The organism is Cupriavidus sp. SZY C1, assembly GCF_032190535.1.
GTDB lineage: Bacteria > Pseudomonadota > Gammaproteobacteria > Burkholderiales > Burkholderiaceae > Cupriavidus > Cupriavidus pauculus_C.
In genome coordinates this window covers 43,954-70,536 of record NZ_JAUANU010000018.1, presented here as the reverse complement: position 1 = coordinate 70,536, position 26,583 = coordinate 43,954, and the positions used below count along the sequence as shown (strand labels likewise).

Annotated in this window: 25 protein-coding genes; 23 read left to right on the top strand and 2 right to left on the bottom strand. The window is 67.3% G+C overall.

Features of this window, described 5'->3' with window-relative positions:
• Positions 1–252: 252 nt before the first annotated feature.
• From QTN24_RS22780 to QTN24_RS22755, 6 genes are all read left to right on the top strand, one after another.
• The gene (locus QTN24_RS22780) at positions 253–813 is read left to right on the top strand and encodes a shikimate kinase (protein ID WP_253700056.1); all 561 of its coding nucleotides are present in this window, start codon (positions 253–255) and stop codon (positions 811–813) included.
• The gene (gene aroB, locus QTN24_RS22775) at positions 810–1,916 is read left to right on the top strand and encodes a 3-dehydroquinate synthase (RefSeq protein WP_313839984.1); all 1,107 of its coding nucleotides are present in this window, start codon (positions 810–812) and stop codon (positions 1,914–1,916) included. Before QTN24_RS22780 ends, aroB begins: the two co-directional genes overlap by 4 nt.
• A gap of 54 nt (positions 1,917–1,970) precedes the next feature.
• The gene (locus tag QTN24_RS22770) at positions 1,971–3,131 is read left to right on the top strand and encodes a deoxyguanosinetriphosphate triphosphohydrolase (protein ID WP_313839983.1); all 1,161 of its coding nucleotides are present in this window, start codon (positions 1,971–1,973) and stop codon (positions 3,129–3,131) included.
• Positions 3,132–3,189: 58 nt separating this feature from the next.
• Positions 3,190–3,909: a transposase gene (locus QTN24_RS22765; protein ID WP_313839982.1), complete on the top strand. Its 720-nt coding sequence runs from the start codon at positions 3,190–3,192 to the stop codon at positions 3,907–3,909.
• A 409-nt stretch (positions 3,910–4,318) separates the two neighbouring features.
• Positions 4,319–8,986 carry a glutamate synthase-related protein gene (locus QTN24_RS22760; RefSeq protein WP_253700057.1) on the top strand — a complete coding sequence of 1,556 codons (4,668 nt, stop codon included), beginning with the start codon at positions 4,319–4,321 and terminating at the stop codon, positions 8,984–8,986.
• Between the two features lie 115 nt (positions 8,987–9,101).
• Positions 9,102–10,568, top strand: a complete 1,467-nt coding sequence (locus QTN24_RS22755) for a glutamate synthase subunit beta (protein ID WP_124683064.1) — start codon at positions 9,102–9,104, stop codon at positions 10,566–10,568.
• 270 nt (positions 10,569–10,838) lie between these two features.
• Here QTN24_RS22755 and QTN24_RS22750 read toward each other — a convergent pair whose 3' ends face one another.
• Together QTN24_RS22750 and QTN24_RS22745 are read right to left on the bottom strand one after the other, a co-directional pair.
• Positions 10,839–11,375, bottom strand: coding sequence for a hypothetical protein (locus QTN24_RS22750; protein ID WP_313839981.1), 537 nt, complete (start codon positions 11,373–11,375; stop codon positions 10,839–10,841).
• A gap of 131 nt (positions 11,376–11,506) precedes the next feature.
• Positions 11,507–12,019, bottom strand: coding sequence for a GNAT family N-acetyltransferase (locus QTN24_RS22745; RefSeq protein WP_313839980.1), 513 nt, complete (start codon positions 12,017–12,019; stop codon positions 11,507–11,509).
• Between the two features lie 173 nt (positions 12,020–12,192).
• Between QTN24_RS22745 and QTN24_RS22740 the strand changes: the two genes are divergently transcribed.
• From QTN24_RS22740 to hisH, 17 genes are all read left to right on the top strand, one after another.
• A complete protein-coding gene (locus QTN24_RS22740) occupies positions 12,193–13,281 on the top strand; it encodes a tripartite tricarboxylate transporter substrate binding protein (protein WP_313839979.1) in 1,089 nt (362 codons plus the stop codon).
• A 149-nt stretch (positions 13,282–13,430) separates the two neighbouring features.
• A complete protein-coding gene (locus QTN24_RS22735) occupies positions 13,431–14,282 on the top strand; it encodes an ABC transporter ATP-binding protein (RefSeq protein WP_313839978.1) in 852 nt (283 codons plus the stop codon).
• Positions 14,279–15,055 carry a lipid asymmetry maintenance ABC transporter permease subunit MlaE gene (mlaE, locus tag QTN24_RS22730; protein WP_124683069.1) on the top strand — a complete coding sequence of 259 codons (777 nt, stop codon included), beginning with the start codon at positions 14,279–14,281 and terminating at the stop codon, positions 15,053–15,055. Before QTN24_RS22735 ends, mlaE begins: the two co-directional genes overlap by 4 nt.
• Before the next feature lie 23 nt (positions 15,056–15,078).
• A complete protein-coding gene (mlaD, locus tag QTN24_RS22725) occupies positions 15,079–15,660 on the top strand; it encodes an outer membrane lipid asymmetry maintenance protein MlaD (protein WP_124683070.1) in 582 nt (193 codons plus the stop codon).
• Positions 15,657–16,427: a VacJ family lipoprotein gene (locus QTN24_RS22720; RefSeq protein WP_313839977.1), complete on the top strand. Its 771-nt coding sequence runs from the start codon at positions 15,657–15,659 to the stop codon at positions 16,425–16,427. Before mlaD ends, QTN24_RS22720 begins: the two co-directional genes overlap by 4 nt.
• Before the next feature lie 185 nt (positions 16,428–16,612).
• A complete protein-coding gene (locus QTN24_RS22715; RefSeq protein ID WP_124683072.1) occupies positions 16,613–17,239 on the top strand; it encodes a phospholipid-binding protein MlaC in 627 nt (208 codons plus the stop codon).
• 129 nt (positions 17,240–17,368) lie between these two features.
• Positions 17,369–17,668 carry an STAS domain-containing protein gene (locus tag QTN24_RS22710; RefSeq protein ID WP_313839976.1) on the top strand — a complete coding sequence of 100 codons (300 nt, stop codon included), beginning with the start codon at positions 17,369–17,371 and terminating at the stop codon, positions 17,666–17,668.
• A gap of 252 nt (positions 17,669–17,920) precedes the next feature.
• The gene (locus tag QTN24_RS22705; RefSeq protein WP_124683074.1) at positions 17,921–18,871 is read left to right on the top strand and encodes an ABC transporter ATP-binding protein; all 951 of its coding nucleotides are present in this window, start codon (positions 17,921–17,923) and stop codon (positions 18,869–18,871) included.
• Entirely contained in the window at positions 18,868–19,698 is an 831-nt protein-coding gene (locus QTN24_RS22700) for an ABC transporter permease (RefSeq protein WP_409559075.1), read from the top strand. Before QTN24_RS22705 ends, QTN24_RS22700 begins: the two co-directional genes overlap by 4 nt.
• Positions 19,699–19,732: 34 nt before the next feature.
• Entirely contained in the window at positions 19,733–19,981 is a 249-nt protein-coding gene (locus tag QTN24_RS22695; protein WP_313839975.1) for a BolA family protein, read from the top strand.
• A 62-nt stretch (positions 19,982–20,043) separates the two neighbouring features.
• On the top strand, positions 20,044–21,294 hold the full coding sequence (gene murA, locus QTN24_RS22690) for a UDP-N-acetylglucosamine 1-carboxyvinyltransferase (protein WP_313839974.1): 1,251 nt from the start codon (positions 20,044–20,046) through the stop codon (positions 21,292–21,294).
• A gap of 48 nt (positions 21,295–21,342) precedes the next feature.
• Entirely contained in the window at positions 21,343–22,017 is a 675-nt protein-coding gene (hisG, locus tag QTN24_RS22685) for an ATP phosphoribosyltransferase (protein WP_124683077.1), read from the top strand.
• A gap of 60 nt (positions 22,018–22,077) precedes the next feature.
• The gene (gene hisD / locus QTN24_RS22680) at positions 22,078–23,412 is read left to right on the top strand and encodes a histidinol dehydrogenase (RefSeq protein ID WP_124683078.1); all 1,335 of its coding nucleotides are present in this window, start codon (positions 22,078–22,080) and stop codon (positions 23,410–23,412) included.
• 33 nt (positions 23,413–23,445) lie between these two features.
• A complete protein-coding gene (gene hisC, locus QTN24_RS22675; RefSeq protein ID WP_313839973.1) occupies positions 23,446–24,546 on the top strand; it encodes a histidinol-phosphate transaminase in 1,101 nt (366 codons plus the stop codon).
• Between the two features lie 7 nt (positions 24,547–24,553).
• Positions 24,554–25,141: an imidazoleglycerol-phosphate dehydratase HisB gene (gene hisB / locus QTN24_RS22670; protein ID WP_124683080.1), complete on the top strand. Its 588-nt coding sequence runs from the start codon at positions 24,554–24,556 to the stop codon at positions 25,139–25,141.
• 111 nt (positions 25,142–25,252) lie between these two features.
• Positions 25,253–25,876 carry a YchE family NAAT transporter gene (locus QTN24_RS22665; RefSeq protein ID WP_124683081.1) on the top strand — a complete coding sequence of 208 codons (624 nt, stop codon included), beginning with the start codon at positions 25,253–25,255 and terminating at the stop codon, positions 25,874–25,876.
• Entirely contained in the window at positions 25,873–26,526 is a 654-nt protein-coding gene (gene hisH, locus QTN24_RS22660; RefSeq protein ID WP_313839972.1) for an imidazole glycerol phosphate synthase subunit HisH, read from the top strand. Before QTN24_RS22665 ends, hisH begins: the two co-directional genes overlap by 4 nt.
• Positions 26,527–26,583 lie beyond the last annotated feature (57 nt).

Genomic DNA, 26,583 nt, shown 5'->3' with positions numbered 1-26,583 from the left:
AAAACGGGCGCCCGGGTGCAGTTGGGGCCCCGGATGCAGTAGACTGGCAGGCCGCGTCGCATGTGACGCGGCCTTTTTCTTTTTGGCGGCAACGCGGGAAACCGGCGGCCAGCCGGAGCCGGTCACGACACGGCGCAATGGCGTATGCAGCACGCCGGCGCGGCGGACCGGCCGGGTGGCCGGGGCCCGAGCCTTATCGTGCAAGACAGTCCAGTGACAGCCAATCGCCCGAATCTTTTCTTTGTTGGCCTGATGGGCGCCGGCAAGACCACCGTCGGCCGTTCGGTGGCCCGACGCCTGAACTACCCGTTCTTCGACTCGGACCACGAGCTGGAAGCGCGTTGCGGCGTCAAGATTCCCGTGATCTTTGAGCACGAGGGCGAGGACGGTTTCCGGGATCGCGAGGCGCAGATGATCGCCGAGCTGACCGGCCGGACCGGCATCGTCCTGGCCACGGGCGGCGGCGCGGTGCTGCGCCCGGCCAATCGGGAAGCGCTGAAGGCGAACGGCACCGTGGTCTACCTGCGGGCCAGCCCGCACGACCTCTGGCTGCGCACGCGCCATGACCGCAACCGTCCGCTGCTGCAGACTGAGGACCCGAAGGGCCGGCTGGAGGCGCTCTACGCCCAGCGTGACCCGCTCTACCGCGAAGTGGCGGACTTCATCATCGAAACCGGCAAGCCGACCGTGGCGCAGCTTGCTAATATGGTTCTCATGCAACTTGAAATGGCCGGCTTCACGTTTCCGCCCGAGGAAACCGTGCCCGACACCGAACCGGTGGCCGGGCAGCCGGCGCAGGACACCCATTCATGATCACGCTGGAAGTCGATCTCGGGGCGCGTAGCTACCCCATCCATATCGGCGGCGGCCTGCTGGACCGCGCCGACCTGCTGCAGCCGCACGTGCGCGGCCAGCACGCCGTCATCGTGACCAACGAGACGGTCGGTCCGCTGTACGCGGCGCGCGTGGAGGCGGTGCTGGCCGGGCTCGGCAAGACCGTCCGCACCGTGGTGCTGCCCGATGGCGAGCGGTTCAAGCAGTGGGAAACGCTGAACCTGATCTTCGATGCGCTGCTGCAGGCGGGGGCCGACCGCAAGACCACGCTGATCGCGCTGGGCGGCGGCGTGGTGGGCGACATGACCGGCTTCGCGGCGGCCTGCTACATGCGCGGCGTGCCGTTCGTGCAGATGCCGACGACGCTGCTGTCCCAGGTGGATTCGTCGGTGGGCGGCAAGACCGGCATCAACCATCCGCTCGGCAAAAACATGATCGGCGCGTTCCACCAGCCCAACGCGGTGATCGCCGACATTGACACGCTGCGCACGCTGCCGCTGCGCGAGCTGGCGGCCGGTCTGGCCGAGGTCATCAAGCACGGCGCGATTGCCGACGCCGGGTACTTTGGCTGGATCGAGGCCAATATCGCGGCGCTCAACGCCTGCGACACGGTGGTGATGGCCGAGGCGGTGCGCCGCTCGTGCGAGATCAAGGCGGCCGTGGTGGCGCAGGACGAGCGCGAGGGCGGCCTGCGCGCCATCCTGAACTTCGGCCACACCTTCGGCCATGCGATCGAGGCCGGCATGGGCTACGGCGAATGGCTGCACGGCGAGGCCGTGGGCTGCGGCATGGTGATGGCGGCGGACCTGTCGCACCGGCTCGGGTTCATCGACACCGAGACGCGCGCCCGTATCCGCGAGCTGACGCAGGCGGCGATGCTGCCCGTGGTGGCGCCGGACCTGGGCATCGACCGCTACATCGAACTGATGAAGGTGGACAAGAAGGCGGAAGCCGGCAGCATCAAGTTCATCCTGCTGCGCAAGCTGGGCGAGGCGTTCATCACCACCGTGCCCGACCCGGACCTGCGCGACACGCTGCGCCACGCCGTCCTGAAACCTCCCACCGAGGCACCGGTCGCCTGAGCGCCTGGTTATGCCTTGCAACCCCGAACCAGCCACGGAACCACGGATTGCCGCATGACCCACACGCCAGTGACCGACCTCGACGCCCATCTCGCCCCCTTTGCCGCGCGTTCCGCCAACACGCGCGGACGGGTGCATGCCGAGCCGGCGTCGTCCTCGCGCAGCGAATTCCAGCGCGACCGGGACCGCGTCATCCACAGCACGGCCTTCCGCCGGCTGGAATACAAGACGCAGGTGTTCGTCAACCACGAGGGCGACCTGTTCCGGACGCGCCTGACGCATAGCCTGGAGGTGGCGCAGATCGCGCGGTCGATCGCCCGCAACCTGCGGCTCAACGAGGATCTGGTCGAGGCGATCTCGCTCGCGCATGACCTGGGCCACACGCCGTTCGGCCATGCCGGCCAGGACGCGCTGAATGGGTGCATGAAGAACCATGGCGGCTTCGAGCACAACCTGCAGAGCCTGCTGGTCGTGGACGAGCTGGAAGAGCGCTACGGCGGCTTCAACGGGCTGAACCTGACGTTCGAGACGCGCGAAGGCATTCTCAAGCATTGCTCGCGCGTCAACGCGGCGGCGCTGGGCGAGCTGGGCCGGCGGTTCCTGGAGGGCAGCCAGCCGTCGCTGGAGGCCCAGTTGGCCAACCTGGCCGACGAGATCGCCTACAACAACCACGATATCGACGATGGCCTGCGCTCGGGCCTGCTGACGCTGGACCAGCTGGACGAAGTGCCCATGTGGGCGCGGCACCGGGCCGAGGTGTCGGCCGCGTTCCCGGGCATCAACGGGCGGCGCGCGATCAACGAGACGGTCCGGCGCATGATCAACACGCTGATCGTCGACCTGATCGAGACGACGGGGCGGAATATCGCCGCCGCCAATCCGAAGTCGATCGACGATGTGCGGGCGGCCGGCCCGCTGGTGTCGTTCAGCCCAAAGATCCACGAGGAGGCGGCCGCGCTGAAGCGCTTCCTGTTCCGCCACCTGTACCGGCACTACCTGGTGATGCGCATGTCCGCCAAGGCGCAGCGGATCATCGTCGACCTGTTCAACGCGTTCATGCAGGATTCGCGGCTGCTGCCGCCCCAGTACCAGGCGGCCCACGGCGCCGACCAGCCCCGGCTGATCGCGCACTACATCGCCGGCATGACCGACCGCTATGCGATCCGCGAGCATCGCCGCATCTTTGCCGTCACCGAGAGCCATTCGATTGGCTGACTGAAAACGGGGACAGATCACGGTATCATCCGGGCATCGCTCAACGAGGGATGCCCCGATGGCCCGCCTTCCCCGCTTTTCCCCCGCCGGCCTGCCGGCCCTGGTGTTGCAACGTGGCAACAACCGCCAGCCAGTGTTCCTGGGGAACGAAGACTACCTGCACTACCTCGACTGCCTGCGCATGGCGGCGCGCGAGCATGAGCTTGCCATCCATGCCTATGCGCTGCGGCCCAACCACATCCACCTCGTGGCGACGCCGAAGGGTCCGGATTCGCTGAGTCTGACGATGCAGGCGGTGGGCCGCCGCTATGCGCGGCACTTCAACCGCGTGGCGGAGCGCACCGGCACGCTGTGGGAGGGGCGCTTCCGCTCGGCGGTGATCGAGCCGGAAACGTGGCTGCTGCCGGCCATGCTCTACGCCGAAGGCAACGCCGTGCGCGCCGGCGACGTCCTGTCGCCCGAGAACGATCGCTGGAGCAGCTATCGCCATCACGCCGGCATCGAGGCCAGCGCCATTGTGAGCGATCACTCCAGCTATTGGGACCTCGGCAACACGCCATTCGAGCGGCAATCGAATTACCGCGCGCTCATGGCCGAGGGCCTGTCCGGCCGGACGCTCGCCACCTTGCAGAAGCACGCGCACAGCGGCTGGCCGCTGGGCGGCGAAGCATTCCTGGCGCAACTGGAGCGGCATGCCACACGCCGCGTGCAGCCGCTGCCGAAAGGCCGACCACGGAAGTCGACTATTCCTGACGAAGACATCGCGACGACCGACTGACTTCCGGAAATCCAAAGGAATCGCACCAAATCAGTGCAAATGCGGCCGCAATTTAATGTGTCCCCATTAAAAATTCACACCGAAACTGTGCGAAGAAAAATGTATTCCGACCCCATTTAATAATTTTGCGAGCAGTAGGGCTTTCTCTTATAGTTGCTCCACCCACAGTCATTGTGCGGCGCGTCACGCTCGTGTACGCCGCTGCGGTCCCGTTGTCCGTCCAAGCCCGTCCGAAGAGACAGAGGTGCCCCCGCGACAGCCATCCCGTTCGGTCTGCCTTGCTGGCTGCGCAGCCTTCACCGGAATTCAGCCCGTGGACCACTCGCAACAACCTTCCGATCTCGCCGCCCGCCCGCAGGCCCAGGGCCTCTACGACCCGACCAACGAGCACGACGCCTGCGGCGTCGGCATGGTCGCGCACATCAAGGGCAAGAAGTCCCACGAGATCATCTCGCAGGGCCTGAAGATCCTGGAGAACCTGGACCACCGGGGCGCCGTGGGCGCCGACGCGCTGATGGGCGACGGCGCGGGCATCCTGATCCAGATCCCTGACCAGTTCTACCGCGAGGAAATGGCCAGGCAGGGCGTGACGCTGCCGCCCAATGGCGAGTACGGCGTGGGCATGATCTTCCTGCCAAAGGAACACGCCTCGCGCCTGGCCTGCGAGCAGGAACTGGAGCGCACCGTACGCCTGGAAGGCCAGGTCGTGCTGGGCTGGCGCGACGTGCCGGTGGACTGCAACATGCCGATGTCCCCGACCGTGCGCAAGACCGAGCCGGTGATCCGCCAGATCTTCATTGGCCGTGGCCGCGACATCATGACCACGGACGCGCTGGAGCGTAAGCTCTACGTGATCCGCAAGACGGCCAGCCACGCCATCCAGGCGCTCAAGCTCAAGCACGGCAAGGAATACTTCGTGCCGTCGATGTCGGCCCGTACCGTCGTGTACAAGGGCCTGCTGCTGGCCAACCAGGTGGGCGAGTACTACCTGGACCTGCAGGATTCGCGCGCCGTGTCGGCCCTGGCCCTGGTGCACCAGCGCTTCTCGACCAACACGTTCCCGGCCTGGGAACTGGCCCACCCGTACCGGATGGTCGCCCACAACGGCGAAATCAACACGGTCAAGGGCAACGTGAACTGGGTGAACGCCCGGACCGGCGCCATCTCGTCGCCGGTGCTCGGCGACGACCTGCCCAAGCTCTGGCCGCTGATCTACCCGGGCCAGTCGGACACGGCATCGTTCGACAACTGCCTCGAACTGCTGACGATGGCCGGCTACCCGCTCGTCCACGCGATGATGATGATGATCCCGGAAGCCTGGGAACAGCACACGCTGATGGACGACAACCGCCGCGCGTTCTACGAGTACCACGCCGCGATGATGGAGCCGTGGGACGGCCCCGCCGCCATCTGCTTCACCGACGGCCGCCAGATCGGCGCCACGCTGGACCGTAACGGCCTGCGTCCGGCCCGCTTCTACGTGACCGAGGACGATTTCGTCGTGCTGGCGTCGGAAGCCGGCGTGCTGCCGTTCCCCGAGTCGCGGATCGTCCAGAAATGGCGCCTGCAGCCGGGCAAGATGTTCCTGATCGACATGGAGCAGGGCCGCATCATCGACGACAAGGAGCTCAAGGACAACCTGGCCAACGCCAAGCCGTACAAGAGCTGGATCGACGCCGTGCGCATCAAGCTCGACGAGATCGACGCCAAGCCCGAGGACGTGGCCGCCGAGAAGAAGCCGGTGTCGCCGCTGCTGGACCGCCAGCAGGCGTTTGGCTACACGCAGGAAGACGTCAAGTTCCTGATGGCGCCGATGGCGCTGGCCGGCGAGGAAGCCACGGGCTCGATGGGCAACGACTCGCCGCTGGCCGTGCTGTCGTCCAAGAACAAGACGCTGTACCACTACTTCCGCCAGCTGTTCGCCCAGGTGACCAACCCGCCGATCGACCCGATCCGCGAGAACATGGTCATGTCGCTGGTGTCGTTCATCGGTCCGAAGCCGAACCTGCTGGAGCTGAACAACATCAACCCGCCGATGCGGCTTGAAGTGTCCCAGCCGGTGCTGGACTTCAAGGACATCGCCAAGATCCGCAACATCGAGCACTACACGGGCGGCAAGTTCCGGTCGTACGAGCTGAACATCTGCTACCCGGTGGCATGGGGCAAGGAGGGCATCGAGGCCCGCCTGGCGTCGCTGTGCGCCGAAGCGGTGGACGCCGTGCGCTCGGGCTACAACATCCTGATCGTGTCCGACCGCCGTGTCGACGACACGCAGGTGGCCATCCCGGCGCTGCTGGCCACGTCGGCCGTGCACCACCACCTGGTGGAAAAGGGCCTGCGCACGTCCACCGGCCTGGTCGTGGAAACCGGCTCGGCCCGCGAGGTGCACCACTTCGCGCTGCTGGCCGGCTACGGCGCCGAAGCCGTGCACCCGTACCTGGCCATGGAAACGCTGGCCGACATGGCCGCGGGCCTGTCGGGCGACCTGTCGCCCGAGAAGGCGGTCAAGAACTTCGTCAAGGCGATCGGCAAGGGCCTGTTCAAGGTGATGTCGAAGATGGGCATCTCCACGTACATGTCGTACACGGGCGCCCAGATTTTCGAGGCCATCGGCCTGTCGCGCGAACTGGTGCAGAAGTACTTCCACGGCACGCCGTCGAACGTCGAGGGCATCGGCATCTTCGAGGTGGCCGAGGAAGCGCTGCGCCTGCACACCGACGCCTTCGGCAGCAACCCGGTGCTGAGCAACATGCTCGACGCCGGCGGCGAGTATGCATTCCGGATCCGTGGCGAAGAACACATGTGGACGCCGGATTCGATCGCCAAGCTCCAGCACGCGGTGCGCGCCGAGGACGGCCGCGGCCAGTACCAGACGTACAAGGAATACGCGAACATCATCAACGACCAGAGCCGCCGCCACATGACGCTGCGCGGGCTGTTCGAGTTCAAGGTGGACCCGTCGCGCGCCATTCCGCTGGAGGAAGTGGAACCGGCCAAGGAAATCGTCAAGCGCTTTGCCACGGGCGCCATGTCGCTGGGCTCGATCTCGACCGAAGCCCATGCCACGCTGGCCGTGGCGATGAACCGCATCGGCGGCAAGTCGAACACGGGCGAAGGCGGCGAGGACGAGAAGCGCTACCGCAACGAACTGCGCGGCATCCCCATCAAGCAGGGCGACTCGCTGAAGAGCCTGCTGGGCGACCACGTGGTGGAAAAGGACCTGGCACTGCAGCCCGGCGATTCGCTGCGCTCGAAGATCAAGCAGGTGGCGTCGGGCCGCTTCGGCGTGACCGCCGAATACCTGGCTTCGGCCGACCAGATCCAGATCAAGATGGCGCAGGGCGCCAAGCCGGGCGAAGGCGGCCAGCTGCCGGGCCACAAGGTGTCCGACTACATCGGCAAGCTGCGCTACTCGGTGCCGGGCGTGGGCCTGATCTCGCCGCCGCCGCACCATGACATCTACTCGATCGAGGATCTGGCGCAGCTGATCCACGACCTGAAGAACGTCAACCCGTCGTCCGACATCTCGGTCAAGCTCGTGTCCGAAGTGGGCGTGGGCACCGTGGCGGCCGGCGTGGCCAAGGCCAAGGCCGACCACGTGGTCATCGCCGGCCACGACGGCGGCACCGGCGCCTCGCCGTGGTCGTCGATCAAGTACGCGGGCTCGCCGTGGGAACTGGGCCTGGCCGAGACGCAGCAGACGCTGATGCTGAACGGCCTGCGCAACCGCATCCGCGTGCAGGCCGACGGCCAGATGAAGACCGGCCGCGACGTGGTGATCGGCGCGCTGCTGGGCGCCGACGAGTTCGGCTTTGCCACGGCGCCGCTGGTGGCCGAGGGCTGCATCATGATGCGCAAGTGCCACCTGAACACCTGCCCGGTGGGCGTGGCCACGCAGGATCCGGCGCTGCGCCAGAAGTTCCAGGGCAAGCCCGAGCACGTGGTGAACTTCTTCTTCTTCGTGGCCGAGGAAGCGCGCGAGATCATGGCGCAACTGGGCATCCGCACGTTCGACGAACTGATCGGCCGCGCCGACCTGCTCGACATCCGCGCCGGCATCGAACACTGGAAGGCACGCGGCCTGGACTTCGGCCGCATCTTCTACCAGGCCCCGATCCCGGCCGACGTGCCGCGCTACCACACCGACGTGCAGGACCACGGCCTGTCGGTGGAAGCCGGCAAGGCGCTGGACCACACGCTGATTGCCAAGGCCCGTCCGGCCATCGACAAGGGCGAGCGCGTGTCGTTCATCCAGCCGGTCAAGAACGTGAACCGCACGGTGGGCGCGATGCTGTCCGGCGTGGTGGCCAAGCAGTACGGCCACGAAGGGCTGCCCGACGACACGATCCACATCCAGCTCCAGGGCACGGCCGGGCAGTCGTTCGGCGCGTTCCTGGCGCACGGCATCACGCTGGACCTGGTGGGCGACGCCAACGACTACGTCGGCAAGGGCCTGTCGGGCGGCCGCGTGATCGTGCGCGCCCCGCACGAGTTCCGCGGCGACCCCACGCGCAACATCATCGTCGGCAACACGGTGCTGTACGGCGCGCTGGCCGGCGAGGCGTTCTTCAACGGCGTGGCCGGCGAGCGCTTTGCGGTGCGTAACTCGGGCGCCACGGCCGTGGTGGAAGGCACCGGCGACCACGGTTGCGAGTACATGACCGGTGGCACCGTGGTGGTGCTGGGCGGCACGGGCCGCAACTTCGCGGCCGGCATGTCGGGCGGCGTGGCCTACGTCTATGACGAGGACGGCCTGTTCGACAAGCGCTGCAACACGTCGATGGTGGCGCTGGAAGCCGTGCTCGCCTCTGCCGACCAGCAGAAGGGCCAGCCGGAATCGCAGTGGCACAAGGCCGGCGGCAAGCGCCAGCTGGACGAAGTGATCCTGCGCAACCTGATCGAGCAGCATTTCCGCTACACCGGTTCGGAGCGCGCCAAGGCGCTGCTGGCCGACTGGACCACGGCACGCCGCAAGTTCGTCAAGGTCTTCCCGACCGAGTACAAGCGCGCGCTGGGCGAGATGTACGAGAAGGAACAGGCAGCCCGCGACAGCGATCGCGAAGCGGTCGCCGCCTGACCGGCAGCCCCACGACGAGAGGTGCCCGCGGCCAAGCGCCGCGGCATCGACAAGATACTGACCCCACGCGAGGCCGGCCCGGCCGCCTCGCGCCAAGCAAGACCAAGGATGCAACATGGGTAAGGCGACTGGCTTTCTCGAATTTCCGCGCCAGAACGAAGGCTACGAACCCGTAGTCAAGCGCGTGAAGCACTACAAGGAATTCGTGTTCGCGCTGTCCGACAGCGAAGCGAAGATCCAGGGTGCGCGCTGCATGGACTGCGGCATCCCGTTCTGCAACAACGGCTGCCCGGTCAACAACATCATTCCGGACTTCAACGACCTCGTGTATCGCCAGGACTGGAAGCAGGCGATCGAGGTGCTGCACCAGACCAACAACTTCCCCGAGTTCACGGGCCGCATCTGCCCGGCACCGTGCGAGGCGGCCTGCACGCTGGGCATCAGCGAGCTGCCGGTGGGCATCAAGTCGATCGAGCACGCCATCATCGACAAGGCCTGGGAAGAGGGCTGGGTGGCGCCGCAGGTGCCGAAGCACAAGACCGGCAAGACCGTGGCCGTGGTGGGCTCGGGCCCGGCCGGCCTGGCCGCCGCGCAGCAACTGGCGCGCGCCGGCCACGACGTGACCGTGTTCGAGAAGAACGACCGCATCGGCGGCCTGCTGCGCTACGGCATCCCCGACTTCAAGATGGAGAAGACGCTGATCGACCGTCGCATCGAGCAGATGCAGACCGAGGGCGTGACCTTCCGCGCGGGCGTGATGGTGACCGATGGCGACAAGCTGCCGGCCGGCATCAAGAACTACGCCCGCGAGACCATCTCCGCCCAGGCGCTGATGGACCAGTTCGACGCCGTGGTGCTGGCTGGCGGCTCCGAAGTGCCGCGCGACCTGCCGGTGCCGGGCCGCGACCTGGCCGGCGTGCACTACGCGCTGGAATTCCTGATCCCGCAGAACAAGGAAGTGGCCGGCGACGGCGTGAACGAGATCCGCGCCGAAGGCAAGCACGTGATCGTGATCGGCGGCGGCGATACGGGTTCGGACTGCGTGGGCACGTCGAACCGCCACGGTGCTGAATCGGTCACCCAGTTCGAACTGCTGCCGCAGCCGCCGGAAGAAGAGAACAAGCCGCTGGTGTGGCCGTACTGGCCGATCAAGCTGCGCACGTCGTCGTCGCACGACGAAGGCTGCTCGCGCGACTGGTCGGTCGCCACCAAGGAACTGATCGGCGAAAACGGCAAGGTCACGGCGCTCAAGGCGTGCCGCGTGGAGTGGAAGGACGGCCGCATGCAGGAAGTGCCGGGCAGCGAGTTCGTGCTGAAGGCCGACCTGGTGCTGCTGGCCATGGGCTTCACGAACCCCGTGGGCTCGATGCTGGAGGCATTCGGCGTGGACACGGACGCGCGCAAGAACGCCAAGGCCGCCACGGAAGGCGACCGCGCCTATCACACCAACGTGCCGAAGGTCTTTGCCGCGGGCGACGTCCGCCGCGGCCAGTCGCTGGTGGTCTGGGCCATCCGCGAAGGCCGCCAGGCCGCCCGCTCGGTCGACACCTTCCTGATGGGCCACTCGGAACTGCCGCGCTGAGCGCCGCAGGGTCCGATGGGCAAAACCCCCGCATGCCGGAAGGCTGCGGGGGTTTTTTGATCGAACCCGCTGGCTCTGCCATGCGGGGAGCGCGCGTGCCCAAGCATCGTGGTAAGCTTTGGCCCGTTAGCGTGTGAACGGAACAGCGAAAGCTGTGCGCTATCCCCGCCCCGCAAGGGGTCCGCACCCAAGTGTGCGGATATCAAAGAGGCCCGATTAGCGGTTCGGCAAAAGGCTCCAGCAATGGAGCCTTTTCCTTTTGGCGATCGCTCACGGGGGCATCCTGATGGGCTTTCCCGCCAGCGTATTGAACAGAATCACGTGCAGCCGGATTGGCTTCCGCCTGGGCCGGTTTGCGTGCGTATCGTCCCGGACGTAGGCGCTCTGTACGTAGAGGTTCACCACGCCACGTTCCGGCGCCCGCGAGGCGGCGAAGTAGATTTCGTATTGCCGGGTCGTCGCGGTCTCGTCGACAAATTCCACCACGAAGAAGTTGCCCCGGCCCGTGTGGTAGCAGGGACGCAGCGCCAGGTTGTCGATGATTGCGGGCAAACGTTTCGAATGATGCCAGCGGGTCAGGCAGAACACCCGCGTCTCGCGGCTGTCAGCGTAGTGCCAGCCGGGCTCGACGACTTCCCCTGGCTTGCTGGACCGCGTGAAGCAATGCAATCCGAAGACGACGTGCACGGCGTAGTGGCGCGGCGGCAGCGCGTTTCTTCCCGGCTGCATGACGTTTACCCGCCGCGGATGCAGGTGCGTCAGGTCATAGACCTCGCCATGTAAGGTAAAGGCACGCCACGCAGTCACTGCCGCCGCTCGCTCGAAGAGAATGTGGCGCAGTATCGACTTGCTGACTAAGCAGGGACAATCACCGATCTACGATATTTGCGCGTTGACGCTGGATTTCCCTGCCGCACGCGTCGGGCACGGTGGGCGCGTTACGCCAGCCGACACCCCATCACCACCGCCCCCTCCCCATAACTCGCCAGCTTCTCCGCATGCCGGGCCGCGTCGACGGGGGCGTACCCGAGCCTGCGCCAGTAGGCGTCGGCGGACTGTACGGCGATCAGGTGCGAGGTGCGCAGGCCGGCGGTCATCGCCACGTCACGGGCGGCGTCGTAGAGTCGGGTGGCCAGCCGGGCGCCGCGGCCGGCTGGCGCCACGGCCATGTCGTGGATAAACCAGGTCAGGGGTTCGGTGGCGGGCCAGGCGGCCGCCAGGTGGCCGTTCCACGGTGGCAGCGTGGCCTGGGGCCAGGCGTGGCTGAACAGGTAGGCGGCCGGTGCCTGGCCGCGCAGGGCGGCCACCCAGCACGTGTCGGGCGCCAGCGCCAGGCGGCTGGCCAGTGCATCGGCCGATTCCTGGAGTGCCGGGCCGTAGCACCGGGCCTGGATGGCGAGGATGGCGGGCAGGTCGGTGGCCTGCATGGGCCGCAGGTCGAAATCTGACATCGGGCGATTATACGGGCGCTCACATCCGGGTCCTCCCGGAGAGCGTTTACGCGGTCTGTGCCGGGTGGTGCGATCTCCTTACAATCGTTCCAAACTAGATAAGAAGAGACTGCCTCGAAATCCCTTTCAGCCGATTTGGTGCCGTAGCGGTGGGTGCGGCCCGGAGGAAATTGATGTCCGAAGTACGCATATCCCTGCGGCTTTGGCGAGGTATAGCGAAGTTGCCAATACTCGCTGCCAGATGGCTGTCACCTGCGGCCGCCGTTGCGCTCTGCACGGCGACGGCCCTCGCTCAGCCTCCCGCTTTTGCCCAGCTCGCCAGCATTCCGTCGCCCACGCGCGCCGACGTGGCCAGCCGCCAGATGACCTATCCCGCCCGTCCGCTGCGCCTGATCGTGCCATTCCCGGCCGGTGGCGTGGCCGATGCGGTGGCGCGGCTGCTGGCCGAGCGGCTGGCCGTCCGGCTCGGCGTCTCCGTCGAGGTGGACAATCGCCCCGGCGCGGCCGGCACCATGGCGGGCGACCTCGTCGCCAAGGCCAGTTCCGACGGCCACACGCTCCTGTTCCACCAGGCCAACATGCTGATCCAGCCCGGACTGGAGCCCGTGCCCTACGACGTGATGCGCGATTTCACGCCGGTCGTGCGCGTGGCGGCCACGCCGTTGTTCCTGGTCATCGACGGCCATCTGCCGATGACCACGCCGCAGCAGTGGGTCACGGCCGTGCGGTCGAACCCGGCGTCGTACAGCTACGGCTACGGCCAGCCGGGCAGCCCGGCCCATCTCTACGCCGAATACGCCGTGCGCGGCCTGCCGAACAGCGTGCCGCTGGTGATGGCCAAGGGCGAGAGCGCCGTGGTCCAGGAGATGCTGGCCGGGCGGATCAGCGCGTGCTTCTGCTCGTGGTCGGCTGTCCAGTCGCATATGCGCTCGGGAGCACTGAAGATCCTTGGCGTGACCGGCCCGGTGCGCTCGCCGCTGACCCCGCAGGTGCCGACGTTGCAGGAAGGCGGGCTCGACGGGTATGCCGCGCTGTCCTGGTATGGCGTGATGGCGCCGGCCAAGACGCCGCGTGCCATCGTCGCCCGATTGGCCAACGAGCTGGACAATGTGACCAACGAGCGCGAAGTCCGCGCGCAATTGCTGGCGGCCGGCCTGACGCCGGTGCGCGACTCGCCCGAGGCATTCGCCACGGCCATCCGTGCCGAATCCGTGCAGTGGCAGGTCATCCTGCGCCAGGCCCCGCCGCGCGGCGAACCTTGAGCCGGCCGGGGGCGCGCGGGCGTCCCGGGCTGTCGTCACAGCCCTGTCACCGATTGTTGTCGCCAGTGCAATGGTGAGATCACCACACCGCGCGGCGACCGATAGGTAGTAGCCCTTATAATGGCGCCCTGTCCAAATCCGGTGACAACGTGACCGCTACCGTGCCGAACCCGTCTGGCCAGGGCTTTTCAGGCCCGAACGTCGTCGAACTCGCGGATGTCGATTTTGCATACGCGGCTGGCGACAAGCCCATCCTGTCCGGCCTTTCCATGCGGTTTCCGCGCGGGAAGGTGGTGGCCGTCATGGGCGGATCGGGCTGCGGCAAGACCACCGTGATGCGCCTGATCGGCGGCATGGTGCGCCCGCAAAGCGGCCGCATCACGTTCAATGGCACCGACATCGACGCGCTGGACCAGACCGGCCTGTACGTGGTGCGCCGCCAGATGGGCATGCTGTTCCAGTTCGGCGCGCTGTTCACCGACCTCTCGGTGTTCGACAACGTCGCCTTCCCGCTGCGCGAGCACACCGACCTGCCCGAATCGATGATCCGCGACCTGGTGTTGATGAAGCTCAACGCCGTGGGCCTGCGCGGGGCGCGCGACCTGATGCCGGCGCAGATCTCGGGCGGCATGGCGCGGCGCGTGGCGCTGGCGCGGGCCATTGCGCTGGACCCGGCGCTGCTGATGTACGACGAGCCGTTCGCCGGGCTGGACCCGATCTCGCTGGGCCTGACCGCCAACCTGATCCGCGACCTGAACGACGCGCTGGGCGCCAGCACGATCATTGTCTCCCATGACGTGCAGGAGACGTTCCAGATTGCCGACTACGTCTATTTCATTGCCAACGGCCGGATTGCCGCCGAAGGCGCGCCCGACGCGTTGCGGGCGTCGAGCGATCCGTTCGTGCACCAGTTCGTCCACGCCAAGGCCGACGGCCCGGTGCCTTTCCACTACGCTGGCCCCTCGCTGGCCGACGATTTCCTGGCCGGAGGCGCGCGTTGACCGGCTTCTTCACTACCATCGGCGCCGCGGTGCGCCAGTTCGTGGGCGGCATCGGCCGCGCCACGCGCATGTTCCTGGCGCTGCTGGCCGGGTCGCCGGCGCTGCTGCGGCGGCTGCGGCTGGTGACCGACCAGGTGTTCTTCGTCGGCAACCTGTCGCTGGTGATCATCGCCGTGTCCGGCCTGTTCGTCGGCTTCGTGCTGGGCCTGCAGGGCTATTACACGCTGAACCGCTATGGGTCCGAGCAGGCGCTGGGCCTGCTGGTGGCGCTGTCGCTGGTGCGCGAGCTGGGGCCGGTGGTGTCGGCGCTGCTGTTCGCGGGCCGCGCCGGGACGTCGCTGACGGCCGAGATCGGGCTGATGAAGGCCGGCGAGCAGCTGACCGCCATGGAGATGATGGCCGTCAACCCGCTGCAGCGCGTCATCGCGCCGCGGTTCTGGGCCGGCGTCATCGCCATGCCGATCCTGGCGGCCATCTTCAGCGCCGTGGGCATCCTGGGCGGCTACCTGGTGGGCGTGCAGCTCATCGGCGTGGACGCGGGCGCGTTCTGGTCGCAGATGCAGGGCGGCGTGGACGTGCGCGCCGACGTGCTCAACGGCGTGATCAAGAGCTTCATTTTTGGCATCGCGGTGACGTTCATCGCGCTGTACCAGGGGTTCGAGGCGAACCCGACGCCCGAAGGCGTATCGCGCGCCACCACGCGGACCGTGGTCATGGCGTCGCTCGCCGTGCTCGGGCTGGATTTCCTGCTGACCGCGCTGATGTTCAGCTGACAAGCATTCGACTAGAGACTCGCATGAAGAAAAATTCGCTCGACTACTGGGTGGGGCTGTTCGTGGTGCTGGGCTTTGCGGCCCTGCTGTTCCTGGCGCTGAAGGCCGGGAACATGAGCAGCCTGTCGTTCCAGGAAACCTACACGGTGACCGCGCAGTTCGACAACATCGGCGGGCTCAAGCCGCGCGCGCCGGTCAAGAGCGCCGGCGTGGTGGTCGGCCGCGTGGCGGCCATCAACTTCGACGACAAGCAGTACCAGGCCACGGTGACGCTGAACCTGGAAAAGCGCTACGAGTTTCCGCGCGACACGTCGGCCAAGATCCTGACCTCGGGGCTGCTGGGCGAGCAGTACATCGGCCTGGAGGCCGGTGGCGACGACAAGATGCTGGCGCAGGGCGGCAAGATCACGATGACGCAGTCGGCCGTGGTGCTGGAAAACCTGATCGGCCAGTTCCTGTACAACAAGGCCGCCGATGCGGGCGCCGGTGGCGGCGGCTCGTCGGCGCCGGCCCCGGCCGCCGCGCCGGCGCCGTCCGCTCCGGACGCGTCGGGCCCGGCCCCGGCAGCACTGCCCGCCGCGCCGGGGATGGGCGGCAGCAAATGAGTACCCTGCAACGCCTGACCGCGGCCCTGGCGGCCGCGCTGGCCCTGGCTGGCTGCGCCACGGGCCCCAATGCCAATCCGGCCGATCCGCTGGAGCCGTTCAACCGCGGCGTGTCGACGTTCAATGACAACGTCGACAAGTACGCGCTGAAGCCGGTGGCGGAGACCTACCAGGACTACATCCCGTCGCCGGTGCGCACGGCGGTGGGCAACTTCTTCTCGAATGTCAGCGACGTCTACTCGGCCGCCAACAACCTGCTGCAGGGCAAGCCCTCGCGGGCGGCGGAAGACACGATGCGCGTGGCGATCAACAGCGTGCTGGGCATCGGCGGGCTGATCGACATCGCCACGCCGGCCGGCCTGCCCAAGTACAAGGAAGACTTTGGCCAGACCATGGGCGTCTGGGGCGTGCCCGCCGGCCCGTACCTGGTGCTGCCGCTGTTCGGGCCCAGCAGCGTGCGCGACGCGTCGGGCATGGTCGTGGACCGCTTCATGGACCCGACCAGCTATATTTCCCCGTGGTACGCCCGCCTGTCGGTGTCGACGGTGCGCGTGGTGGACGGCCGGGCCCAGTTGCTGGGCGCCACGAGCCTGATCGAGGCCGCCGCGCTGGACAAGTACGCCTTCCTGCGCGATGCGTACATGCAGCGCCGCCAGTACCTGATCCACGACGGCAGTCCGCCGTCGCAGGATGACGAGGACCAGCCGGCGCCGGCCACGCCCGCGCCCGAGGGTGGCGACGCGGCGGCCGGCAAGACCACCGGCTGAACGCCGGCCAGCCCGGGCCGGGCAAGGGTTTGCGGCGGCTGTGAGCGCGCTGTGAGCCCTGAAACAAAGTGTTTGAAAGTAGCGTCCGCGCCATATGCATGTCGCATGCTGGGCCGGGGGCTGTGTTTCAATGATCCCCGATGGCGGCGCACCCCCAGCGCCCTGTCTAGAAAGGAAAAACTCACATGATCAAGCGATTGCTGCTCCCGTTCCTGACTGTCGTGGCCTTTGCCGGCGCTGGCGCCGCCCAGGCCCAGACCGATGCCGCCACGCCCGACGGCCTGGTCAAGTCCGTCGTGACCGACGTGATGTCGACCGTGCAGGGCGACAAGGACATGCAGGCCGGCAACATCGGCAAGATCACCCAGCTCGTCGAGCAGAAGATCCTGCCGCATGCCAACTTCACCCGCACCACGCAGATCGCCATGGGCCGCAACTGGTCCAAGGCCACGCCGGAACAGCAGAAGGCGATCACCGACGAGTTCAAGACGCTGCTGATCCGCACGTACGCCGGCGCCATTGCCCAGATCCGCGACCAGAAGGTGCAGTTCCGCCCGTACCGCGGCGCGGCTGACGATACCGACGCCACGATCCGCACGCAGGTCATCAACAAGGGCGAGCCGATCCAGATGGATTACCGCCTGGAGAAGACCGCCGACGGCTGGAAGGTGTACGACATCAACGTGCTGGGCGCGTGGCTGACCGAAGCCTACAAGGGCAGCTTCAACACGATCGCCAACCAGCAGGGCGTGGATGGCGTGATCAAGACGCTGCAGGACCGCAACCGCCAGCTGGCCAACGCCAAGAGCTGACCGGCGCGGCCGGCCGGGTCGCTGCGCCGCAACACGGCGCGGCCGATTCTGGCTACAATGGCCGCTCGCTCCCGCCTCCGGGCGGGAGCTTCCGTTTCCAACCGGCTTTCTCCACTTCCATCGCGCCCCATGCCTTCCCTTGGCACCTCGCTGACCAACCGCAACGCCGCCGCCGTGCTGCGTGACGGGCTGTCGCGCGTGCATCAGGGGGACGTGGCGGTCGACTGCAGCGCGCTGACCCAGCTGGACTCGTCGGCCGTGGCTGTGCTGCTGGCCTGGCAGCGGGCCGCTGCCCAGCACGGGCAGTCCCTGGCGATCGGCGGCGCCTCGCCGCAACTGCGGTCGCTGGCCAGCCTGTACGGCGTCGACGGCCTGCTTGGCCTGGCCGCCCCGGCCGCCCACCCGGAACACCACCACCACCGACATTGAACCGGCATCCGTTGCCGTGCGCGTGTTGCTGCGTACGGTCATGCGATGCCACGGCGTCGGGCCGCGGGCCTGGCGTCGCGCCGGGCAGAGCGGGGAAACCCCCGCATCCCCTATAATTCCGGGTTGTTCGCCCCCAAGTCGCCCCCAAGTCCCTGACACGTTCCCCAGGTGCTGCGCGGCTAACCTCAGGGGCGCTCCCCCCAACTCCAGGAGTGGCTGGCCAGACGCCGGCCACATCCAAGACATTCGGCCATGAAAGCCATCGAAATCACCGATGTCCGCAAGCGCTACCGCAATCTGCAGGCGCTCAAGGGCGTCAGTTTCAGCGTCGAGCGCGGCGAGTTCTTCGGCCTGCTCGGTCCCAACGGCGCCGGCAAGACCACGCTGATCTCGATCCTGGCGGGGCTGAACCGCGCCGATTCGGGCCAGGTCAGCGTGCTGGGCCACGACGTGGTGGACGACTACCGGATGGCGCGCCGCATGCTGGGCGTGGTGCCGCAGGAGCTGGTGTTCGATCCGTTCTTCACGGTGCGCGAGACGCTGCGGCTGCAGTCCGGCTACTTCGGCCTGGCGCGCAACGACGACTGGATCGACGAGATCATGGCCAACCTGGACCTGACCAACAAGGCCGACAGCAACATGCGCCAGCTCTCGGGCGGCATGAAGCGCCGCGTGCTGGTGGCCCAGGCGCTGGTGCACCGCCCGCCCGTGATCGTGCTGGACGAACCCACCGCCGGCGTGGACGTGGAACTGCGCCAGACGCTCTGGAAGTTCATCTCGCGGCTGAACCGCGAGGGCCACACCATCATCCTGACCACCCACTACCTGGAAGAAGCCGAGGCGCTGTGCGACCGCATCGCCATGCTGAAGTTTGGCGAGGTGGTGGCGCTGGACCGCACCAGCAGCCTGCTGAACCAGTTCGCGGGGCTGCAACTGGTGCTGACATTGTCGAAGGGTACGCTGCCGGCCGAGCTGGAAGCGCTGCGCACGCCGGCCAACCCGGGCGAACGCGCCCACCGGCTGCGGCTGTCCGGCTACGAGGCCGTGGAGCCCATCCTGGCCGCGCTGCGCGCCGCCGGCTGCGAGATCGAGGACATGGAAATCAGCAAGGCCGACCTGGAGGACGTTTTCGTGCAGATCATGCGCCGCGAGGGGGAAATGCCCGGCCGCACGCCGAACGCCGCCATGGAGGCCGCGGCATGAAGAATCCGGCCGATATCAAGGTGAACGAGCAGCACGACGCCCAGCGCATCGCGGCGATGGCCGTGGGGGGCTTTGTCGGCTTTCGCACGCTGCTGTACAAGGAAGTGTTGCGCTTCTGGAAGGTGGCCTTCCAGACCGTGGCGGCGCCGGTGCTGACCGCCGTGCTGTACCTGCTGATCTTCGGGCACGTGCTGGAAGACCGCGTGCGCGTCTACGACCAGATCAGCTATACCGCGTTCCTGGTGCCGGGGCTGGTGATGATGAGCGTGCTGCAGAACGCGTTCGCCAACAGCTCGTCGTCGCTGATCCAGTCCAAGATCACCGGCAACCTGGTGTTCATCCTGCTGCCGCCGCTGTCGCACTGGGAAATGTTTGGCGCCTACGTAGTGGCGTCGATCATCCGCGGGCTCTGCGTGGGCCTGGGCGTGCTGCTGGTGACGGCGTGGTTTGCCCACCTGCATTTCGCGCATCCGCTCTGGATCCTGGTCTTCGGGCTGGCCGGCGCGGGCATCCTGGGGACGCTGGGCCTGATCGCCGGCATCTGGGCCGAGAAGTTCGACCAGCTCGCAGCGTTTCAGAATTTTCTGATCATGCCGGCGACGTTCCTGTCCGGCGTGTTCTATTCGATCCACTCCTTGCCGCCGTTCTGGCAGGCCGTGTCGCATGCCAACCCGTTCTTCTACATGATCGACGGTTTCCGCTTTGGCTTCTTCGGCGTGTCCGACGTGCCGCCGCTGCAGAGCCTGGCCGTGGTGGTCGTGGCGTTCGCGGTGCTGGCCACGCTGGCGATGCGCCTGCTGCGCAAGGGTTACAAGCTGCGGCACTGACCGGCCGCAAACCACCGTATTCACAGAGACAGACATGCTGCCTACTCCGGAACAAGTCAGGGATTACATTGCCCAAGGGTTGCCCTGCGACCATCTGCAAGTGGAAGGCGACGGCCAGCACTTCTTCGCCACCATCGTGAGCGGGGAATTCGAGGGCCAGCGCCTGATCCAGCGGCACCAGCGTGTCTACGCGGCGCTGGGCGACCGCATGCGCGCCGAGATCCATGCGCTGTCGATGAAGACGCTGACGCCGGCCGAATGGCAGGCCGAGGCCGGCAAGTAAGCCGCGCCACCCGAATCACTCCCCGGCCGGGCGCGTGCCCGGCCGGACGACCAGACAGAACAATGGACAAATTCCAGATCCAGGGCAACGGGCCGCTCAAGGGCGAGGTCCGCGTGTCGGGCGCCAAGAACGCCGCGCTGCCGATCCTGTGCGCCGGCCTGCTGACGGCCGACACCGTGACGCTGGCCAACGTGCCCGACTTGCAGGACACGCGCACGATGCTCAGGCTGCTGCGCCAGATGGGCATGCAGGCCGACATGGTGGACGGCGTGGCCACGCTGAACGGCGCCGACATCAATTCGCCCGAGGCGTCGTACGACTTGGTGAAGACCATGCGGGCGTCGATCCTCGTGCTGGGGCCGCTGGTGGCCCGCTTTGGCGAGGCGCGCGTGTCGCTGCCCGGCGGCTGCGGCATTGGCGCGCGGCCGGTGGACCAGCACATCAAGGGCCTGCAGGCCATGGGCGCCGAGATCACGATCGAGCACGGCTTCATCCACGCCCGCGCCAGCCGCCTCAAGGGCGCCCGCGTGGTGACGGACATGATCACCGTGACCGGCACCGAGAACCTGCTGATGGCCGCCACGCTGGCCGACGGCGAGACCATCCTGGAGAACGCCGCGCGCGAGCCCGAGGTGACCGACCTGGCCGAGCTGCTGGTCAAGATGGGCGCCCGGATCGATGGCATCGGCACCGACCGCCTGATCGTGCAGGGCGTGGACAAGCTCCACGGCGCCGAGCACCGCGTGGTGGCCGACCGCATCGAGGCCGGCACGTTCCTGTGCGCGGCCGCCGCCACGCTGGGCGAGATCGTGGTGCGCGACGTGCCGCCGCTGATCCTGGACGCGGTGCTGCTCAAGCTGCGCGAGACCGGCGCCACGATCGAGACCGGCGACGACTGGATCCGCCTGGCGATGAAGCAGCGCCCGCAGGCCGTGAGCTTCCGGACGTCCGAGTACCCCGCCTTCCCGACCGACATGCAGGCCCAGTTCATGGCGCTGAACGCCGTGGCCGAGGGCACCGCGCGTATCACCGAGACGATCTTCGAGAACCGCTTCATGCACGTGCAGGAGCTGAACCGGCTGGGCGCCAACATCACGGCCGAGGGCAACACCGCCGTGGTGACCGGCGTGCCGCGGCTGTCGGGCGCCAGCGTGATGGCCACCGACCTGCGCGCGTCGGCCAGCCTGGTGATTGCCGGGCTGGTGGCGGACGGCGAGACCACGATCGACCGGATCTACCACCTGGACCGTGGCTACGACCGCATGGAAAACAAGCTGTCGGCCGTCGGCGCCAGGATCCGCCGCATCGGCTGAGCCCGGCCACGCACCACCCGCCGCCCCCGAACACCGCCTGAAGAATCTATGAGCCCCGCTTTCAATGCCTCGCCCAACCAGCTCACGCTGGCGCTGTCCAAGGGCCGCATCTTTACCGAAACGCTGCCGCTGCTGGCGGCGGCCGGCATCGAGGTGACCGAAGATCCGGACACCTCGCGCAAGCTGATCCTGCCCACGTCGGACCCGGCGGTGCGCGTGATCATCGTGCGCGCGTCGGACGTGCCGACGTACGTGCAGTACGGCGCGGCCGACTTCGGGGTGGCCGGCAAGGACGTGCTGATGGAGCACGGCATGACCGGCCTGTACGCGCCGATCGACCTGAACATCGCGCGCTGCCGCATGTCGGTGGCGGTGCCGGCCGGCTTTGACTACGCCAACGCGGTGCGCCAGGGCGCGCGGCTGGCCGTGGCCACCAAGTACGTGCAGACCGCGCGCGAGCACTTTGCCAAGAAGGGCGTGCACGTGGACCTGATCAAGCTGTACGGGTCGATGGAGCTGGGGCCGCTCGTGGGGCTGTCGGACGCCATCGTCGACCTGGTCAGCACCGGCGGCACGCTGCGCGCGAACAACCTCGTGGAAGTGGAAGAGATCGTGCAGATCTCGTCGCGGCTGGTGGTCAACCAGGCCGCACTGAAACTCAAGCGGGAGCGGCTGGCGCCGATCCTGGACGCATTCGAACGGGCCTCGGCGGCGCTCGCCTGAGGCAGCGACAACCGGAATGACCGGGACGCCCGCAAGGGGGTCCGCAAGGAAAAAGCAGTCATGAACGAAACGGATATGGAAAACCTGTCGATCCGTCGGCTCGACTCGACCGAGCCCGGTTTTGCCGGGGCGCTGCGCCAGGTGCTGGCCTTCGAGGCCGCCGAGGACGAGGCCATCGACCGCGCCGCGGCCGATATCCTGGCCGACGTGCGCCGCCGTGGCGACGAGGCCGTGCTGGAGTACACGCGCCGGTTCGACCGCGTGGAAGCCGCGTCGATGGGCGCGCTGGAACTGTCGCAGTCGCAGCTGGAAGCCGCGCTGGAAGACCTGGAGCCCAAGCGCCGCGCCGCGCTGGAGGCCGCCGCGGCCCGCGTGCGCGCCTATCACGAGAAGCAGAAGATCGAGTGCGGCAGCCATAGCTGGGAATACACCGAGGCCGACGGCACGATGCTGGGCCAGAAGGTGACCCCGCTGGACCGCGTGGGCCTGTACGTGCCCGGCGGCAAGGCGGCCTATCCGTCGTCGGTGCTGATGAACGCGATCCCGGCCCGCGTGGCCGGCGTCAAGGAAGTCATCATGGTCGTGCCCACGCCGGGCGGCGTGCGCAACGAACTGGTGCTGGCCGCCGCGCAGATCGCCGGCGTGGACCGCGTGTTCACGATCGGCGGGGCACAGGCCGTGGGCGCGCTGGCCTTCGGCACGGCCACGCTGCCGCAGGTCGACAAGATCGTCGGTCCGGGCAATGCCTACGTGGCGGCGGCCAAGCGCCGCGTGTTCGGCACGGTGGGCATCGACATGATCGCCGGGCCGTCCGAGATCCTGGTGATTTGCGACGGCACGACCGAACCCGACTGGGTGGCCATGGACCTGTTCTCGCAGGCCGAGCACGACGAACTGGCGCAGTCGATCCTGCTGTGCCCGGACGACGCCTACCTGCGGCGCGTGGAGGAAAGCATCCAGCGGCTGCTGCCGACGATGCCGCGCCGCGACGTCATCGCCGCGTCGCTGGCGGGGCGTGGCGCGCTGGTCAAGGTGCGCGACATGGAGGAAGCGTGCGAGATCGCCAACGCGATCGCGCCCGAGCACCTGGAGATCTCGGCCGAGAATCCGCGCCAGTGGAGCGAGAAGATCCGCCACGCGGGCGCGATCTTCCTGGGCCGCTACACCAGCGAGTCGCTGGGCGACTACTGCGCGGGGCCCAACCACGTGCTGCCTACCTCGCGCACCGCGCGCTTCTCGTCGCCGCTGGGCGTGTACGACTTCCAGAAGCGTTCGAGCCTGATCGAGGTCAGCGAGGGCGGCGCCCAGATGCTGGGGCAGATTGCCGCCGAACTGGCCTACGGCGAAGGGCTGCAGGCCCACGCCCGCAGCGCCGAGTACCGTTTCAAGCGTTAAGCCACTTTTCCAAGCCAGACCCACAGGACCATCATGGCAGCCGTAGATCCATCCCTGATCGAACACATCATCCGTGACGACGTACGCGCCATGGGCGCCTACCACGTGGCCGATTCGCACGGACTGGTGAAGCTCGATGCGATGGAGAACCCGTACCGGCTGCCGCCCGCGCTGCGCGCGGAACTGGCCGCGCGGCTGGGCGAGGTGGCGCTGAACCGCTACCCTGTGCCGAGCAGCGAGGCGCTGCGCGCGCAACTGAAGCGCGTGATGCAAGTGCCGGCCGGCATGGACGTCATGCTGGGCAATGGTTCGGACGAACTGATCAGCATCCTTTCGCTGGCCGCGTCGCGCCCGGGCGCCAAGGTGCTGGCCCCGGTGCCGGGTTTCGTCATGTACGCGATGTCGGCCCAGTTTGCCGGCCTGGACTTCGTCGGCGTGCCGCTGCGCGCCGATTTCACGCTGGACCGCGCGGCGATGCTGGCGGCGATGGCCGAGCACAAGCCGGCCATCATCTACCTGGCCTACCCGAACAACCCGACCGGCAACCTGTTCGATGCCGCGGACATGGAGGCCATCGTCCGGGCGGCGCAGGGCCCGGTGTGCCAGAGCCTGGTGGTCGTCGACGAGGCGTACCAGCCGTTCGCGCAGGAAAGCTGGATGGCGCGGCTGACCGAGTTCGGCAACCTGCTGGTCATGCGCACGGTGTCCAAACTTGGCCTGGCCGGCATCCGGCTGGGCTACATGGCCGGGTCGCCCGACTGGCTGGCGCAGCTGGACAAGGTGCGGCCGCCGTACAACGTCAACGTGCTGACCGAGGCCACGGCGCTGTTCGCGCTGGAACACGTGGCGGTGCTGGACGAGCAGGCCGCGCAGCTGCGCGCCGAGCGCGCCCGGCTGGCCGACGCCATGGCGGCACTGCCCGGCGTGACGGTCTTCCCGAGCGCGGCAAACTTCCTGCTGGTGCGCGTGCCGGATGCGGCACAGACGTTCGATCGGGTGCTGGCGCGGAAGGTATTGATCAAGAACGTGAGTAGAATGCACGCATTGCTGGCCAACTGTCTGCGCGTGACGGTCAGCACGCCCGAAGAAAACGCGCAGTTTCTTGAGGCGTTTGCCGCCTCATTGCAGGATTAACCCCACCATGCGTGTTGCAGAGGTCACCCGCAATACCTCGGAAACGCAGATCCGCGTTTCGCTGAACCTTGATGGCACCGGCCGCCAGAAGCTGGCCTCCGGCGTGCCGTTCCTCGACCACATGCTGGACCAGATCGCCCGCCACGGCATGTTCGACCTCGAGGTCGAGGCCACGGGCGACACCCATATCGACGACCACCACACGGTGGAGGATGTCGGCATCACGCTCGGCCAGGCCGTGGCGCGCGCCATCGGCGACAAGAAGGGCATCACCCGCTACGGCCACAGCTACGTGCCGCTGGACGAATGCCTGTCGCGCGTGGTGATCGATTTCTCGGGCCGTCCGGGCCTGGAATTCCACGTGCCGTTCACGCGCGCCCGGGTGGGCACCTTCGACGTCGACCTGACGATCGAGTTCTTCCGCGGTTTCGTCAACCACGCCGGCGTGACGCTCCATATCGACAACCTGCGTGGCATCAATGCCCACCATCAATGCGAAACGGTGTTCAAGGCCTTTGGCCGGGCGCTGCGCATGGCGGTGGAGCTGGATGCGCGCGCGGCCAACCAGATTCCATCGACCAAGGGATCGCTCTGACCCATACTCGAGCCGGTCTGACGGCGACCTGAACCCCGACCTGGCCACCTGTATGGCAGGCGCGCCGGCGGTTTGCGGCGGCGCCGGCCGCCCCGGACAATCCCGCACCCGATGGATACGCTCAAGTCTTTCATCTCGCTGCTGGCGTTGATCAACCCGATTGGGGCGATCCCGTTCTTCATCAGCCTGACCAGCCAGCAGACCGAGGCGGAAAAGCTGCGGACGATCAAGACGGCGTCGATTGCCGTGGCCATCGTAGTGGGCCTGGCGGCGCTGCTGGGCCAGCAGATCATCGAGTTCTTCAATATCTCGGTGGCGTCGCTGCAGGTGGGCGGCGGGCTGATCATGATCATGATGGCCATGAACATGCTGAACGCCCAGACCGGCCGCACCAAGGCCACGCCGGAGGAAGAGGACGAGGCCGAGGCCAAGACCAGCATCGCGGTGGTGCCGCTGGCGCTGCCGCTGCTGACCGGGCCGGGGTCGATCAGCACGGTCATCGTCTACGCCGGCAAGACGCACCACTGGTACGAGCTGCTGATCCTGGTGGCGATTGGCGCGGTGCTGGGGCTGGTGGTGTATGGCACGTTCCGTGCGGCGGATCCCATCGCGCGGGTGGTTGGCAGGACCGGGATCAATATCGGCACGCGCCTGATGGGGTTGATCCTGTCTGCGCTGGCCGTCGAATTCATCGTGGACGGGCTGAAGACATTGTTGCCTGTTTTGAAATCATGACTACCATAGCAATTGTGGATTACGGCATGGGCAACCTGCGCTCGGTGGCGCAGGCCCTGCGAGCGGCGGCACCCGAGGCGGACGTGCAGGTCGTGGACCGGCCCGAAGGCATCCGCGCGGCGGACCGCGTGGTACTGCCCGGCCAGGGCGCGATGCCCGACTGCATGGGCGCGCTGGGCGAATCGGGCCTGCAGCAGGCCGTGCTGGAAGCCGCCGCATCGAAGCCGATGCTGGGTGTGTGCGTTGGCGAACAGATGCTGTTCGAACGCAGCAGCGAAGCTCGCACCGGAGCGGACAGCACGCCGGCGCTGGGGCTGATGCCCGGCGAGGTGGTCCGGTTCGAACTGGATGGCATGACGCAGCCCGACGGCTCGCGCTTCAAGGTGCCGCAGATGGGCTGGAACCGCGTGCGCCAGGCGAAGCCGCATCCGCTGTGGGACGGTATTCCGGACGATAGCTGGTTCTATTTCGTGCACAGCTATTTCGTCCGCGCGCAGGACCCGGCCCACGTCGCCGGCCAGACCGAATATGGCGTCGTGTTTACCAGTGCGGTGGCACGCGATAATATTTTCGCCACGCAGTTCCACCCGGAGAAGAGCGCCGCGATGGGTTTGCAGCTATACCGGAATTTCGTGCACTGGAATCCGTAAAGCGTCAGAAGCACCTGTTACCAGAAGCGCCACAACGTCATCAGCGATACCGATATC

What these genes read in the sequence shown, in the direction of transcription:
- QTN24_RS22745 (WP_313839980.1), bottom strand. Translation starts at nt 12,019, where the DNA reads ATGTCAGATTTCGACCTGCGGCCCATGCAGGCCACCGACCTGCCCGCC.
- QTN24_RS22770 (WP_313839983.1), top strand. Translation starts at nt 1,971, where the DNA reads ATGACCCACACGCCAGTGACCGACCTCGACGCCCATCTCGCCCCCTTT.
- QTN24_RS22740 (WP_313839979.1), top strand. Translation starts at nt 12,193, where the DNA reads ATGTCCGAAGTACGCATATCCCTGCGGCTTTGGCGAGGTATAGCGAAG.
- QTN24_RS22665 (WP_124683081.1), top strand. Translation starts at nt 25,253, where the DNA reads ATGGATACGCTCAAGTCTTTCATCTCGCTGCTGGCGTTGATCAACCCG.
- QTN24_RS22765 (WP_313839982.1), top strand. Translation starts at nt 3,190, where the DNA reads ATGGCCCGCCTTCCCCGCTTTTCCCCCGCCGGCCTGCCGGCCCTGGTG.
- QTN24_RS22705 (WP_124683074.1), top strand. Translation starts at nt 17,921, where the DNA reads ATGAAAGCCATCGAAATCACCGATGTCCGCAAGCGCTACCGCAATCTG.
- aroB (WP_313839984.1), top strand. Translation starts at nt 810, where the DNA reads ATGATCACGCTGGAAGTCGATCTCGGGGCGCGTAGCTACCCCATCCAT.
- hisB (WP_124683080.1), top strand. Translation starts at nt 24,554, where the DNA reads ATGCGTGTTGCAGAGGTCACCCGCAATACCTCGGAAACGCAGATCCGC.
- hisH (WP_313839972.1), top strand. Translation starts at nt 25,873, where the DNA reads ATGACTACCATAGCAATTGTGGATTACGGCATGGGCAACCTGCGCTCG.
- QTN24_RS22700 (WP_409559075.1), top strand. Translation starts at nt 18,868, where the DNA reads ATGAAGAATCCGGCCGATATCAAGGTGAACGAGCAGCACGACGCCCAG.
- QTN24_RS22720 (WP_313839977.1), top strand. Translation starts at nt 15,657, where the DNA reads ATGAGTACCCTGCAACGCCTGACCGCGGCCCTGGCGGCCGCGCTGGCC.
- QTN24_RS22715 (WP_124683072.1), top strand. Translation starts at nt 16,613, where the DNA reads ATGATCAAGCGATTGCTGCTCCCGTTCCTGACTGTCGTGGCCTTTGCC.
- QTN24_RS22695 (WP_313839975.1), top strand. Translation starts at nt 19,733, where the DNA reads ATGCTGCCTACTCCGGAACAAGTCAGGGATTACATTGCCCAAGGGTTG.
- hisG (WP_124683077.1), top strand. Translation starts at nt 21,343, where the DNA reads ATGAGCCCCGCTTTCAATGCCTCGCCCAACCAGCTCACGCTGGCGCTG.
- hisC (WP_313839973.1), top strand. Translation starts at nt 23,446, where the DNA reads ATGGCAGCCGTAGATCCATCCCTGATCGAACACATCATCCGTGACGAC.
- QTN24_RS22755 (WP_124683064.1), top strand. Translation starts at nt 9,102, where the DNA reads ATGGGTAAGGCGACTGGCTTTCTCGAATTTCCGCGCCAGAACGAAGGC.
- QTN24_RS22780 (WP_253700056.1), top strand. Translation starts at nt 253, where the DNA reads ATGGGCGCCGGCAAGACCACCGTCGGCCGTTCGGTGGCCCGACGCCTG.
- QTN24_RS22710 (WP_313839976.1), top strand. Translation starts at nt 17,369, where the DNA reads ATGCCTTCCCTTGGCACCTCGCTGACCAACCGCAACGCCGCCGCCGTG.
- mlaD (WP_124683070.1), top strand. Translation starts at nt 15,079, where the DNA reads ATGAAGAAAAATTCGCTCGACTACTGGGTGGGGCTGTTCGTGGTGCTG.
- murA (WP_313839974.1), top strand. Translation starts at nt 20,044, where the DNA reads ATGGACAAATTCCAGATCCAGGGCAACGGGCCGCTCAAGGGCGAGGTC.
- QTN24_RS22760 (WP_253700057.1), top strand. Translation starts at nt 4,319, where the DNA reads ATGGTCGCGCACATCAAGGGCAAGAAGTCCCACGAGATCATCTCGCAG.
- hisD (WP_124683078.1), top strand. Translation starts at nt 22,078, where the DNA reads ATGAACGAAACGGATATGGAAAACCTGTCGATCCGTCGGCTCGACTCG.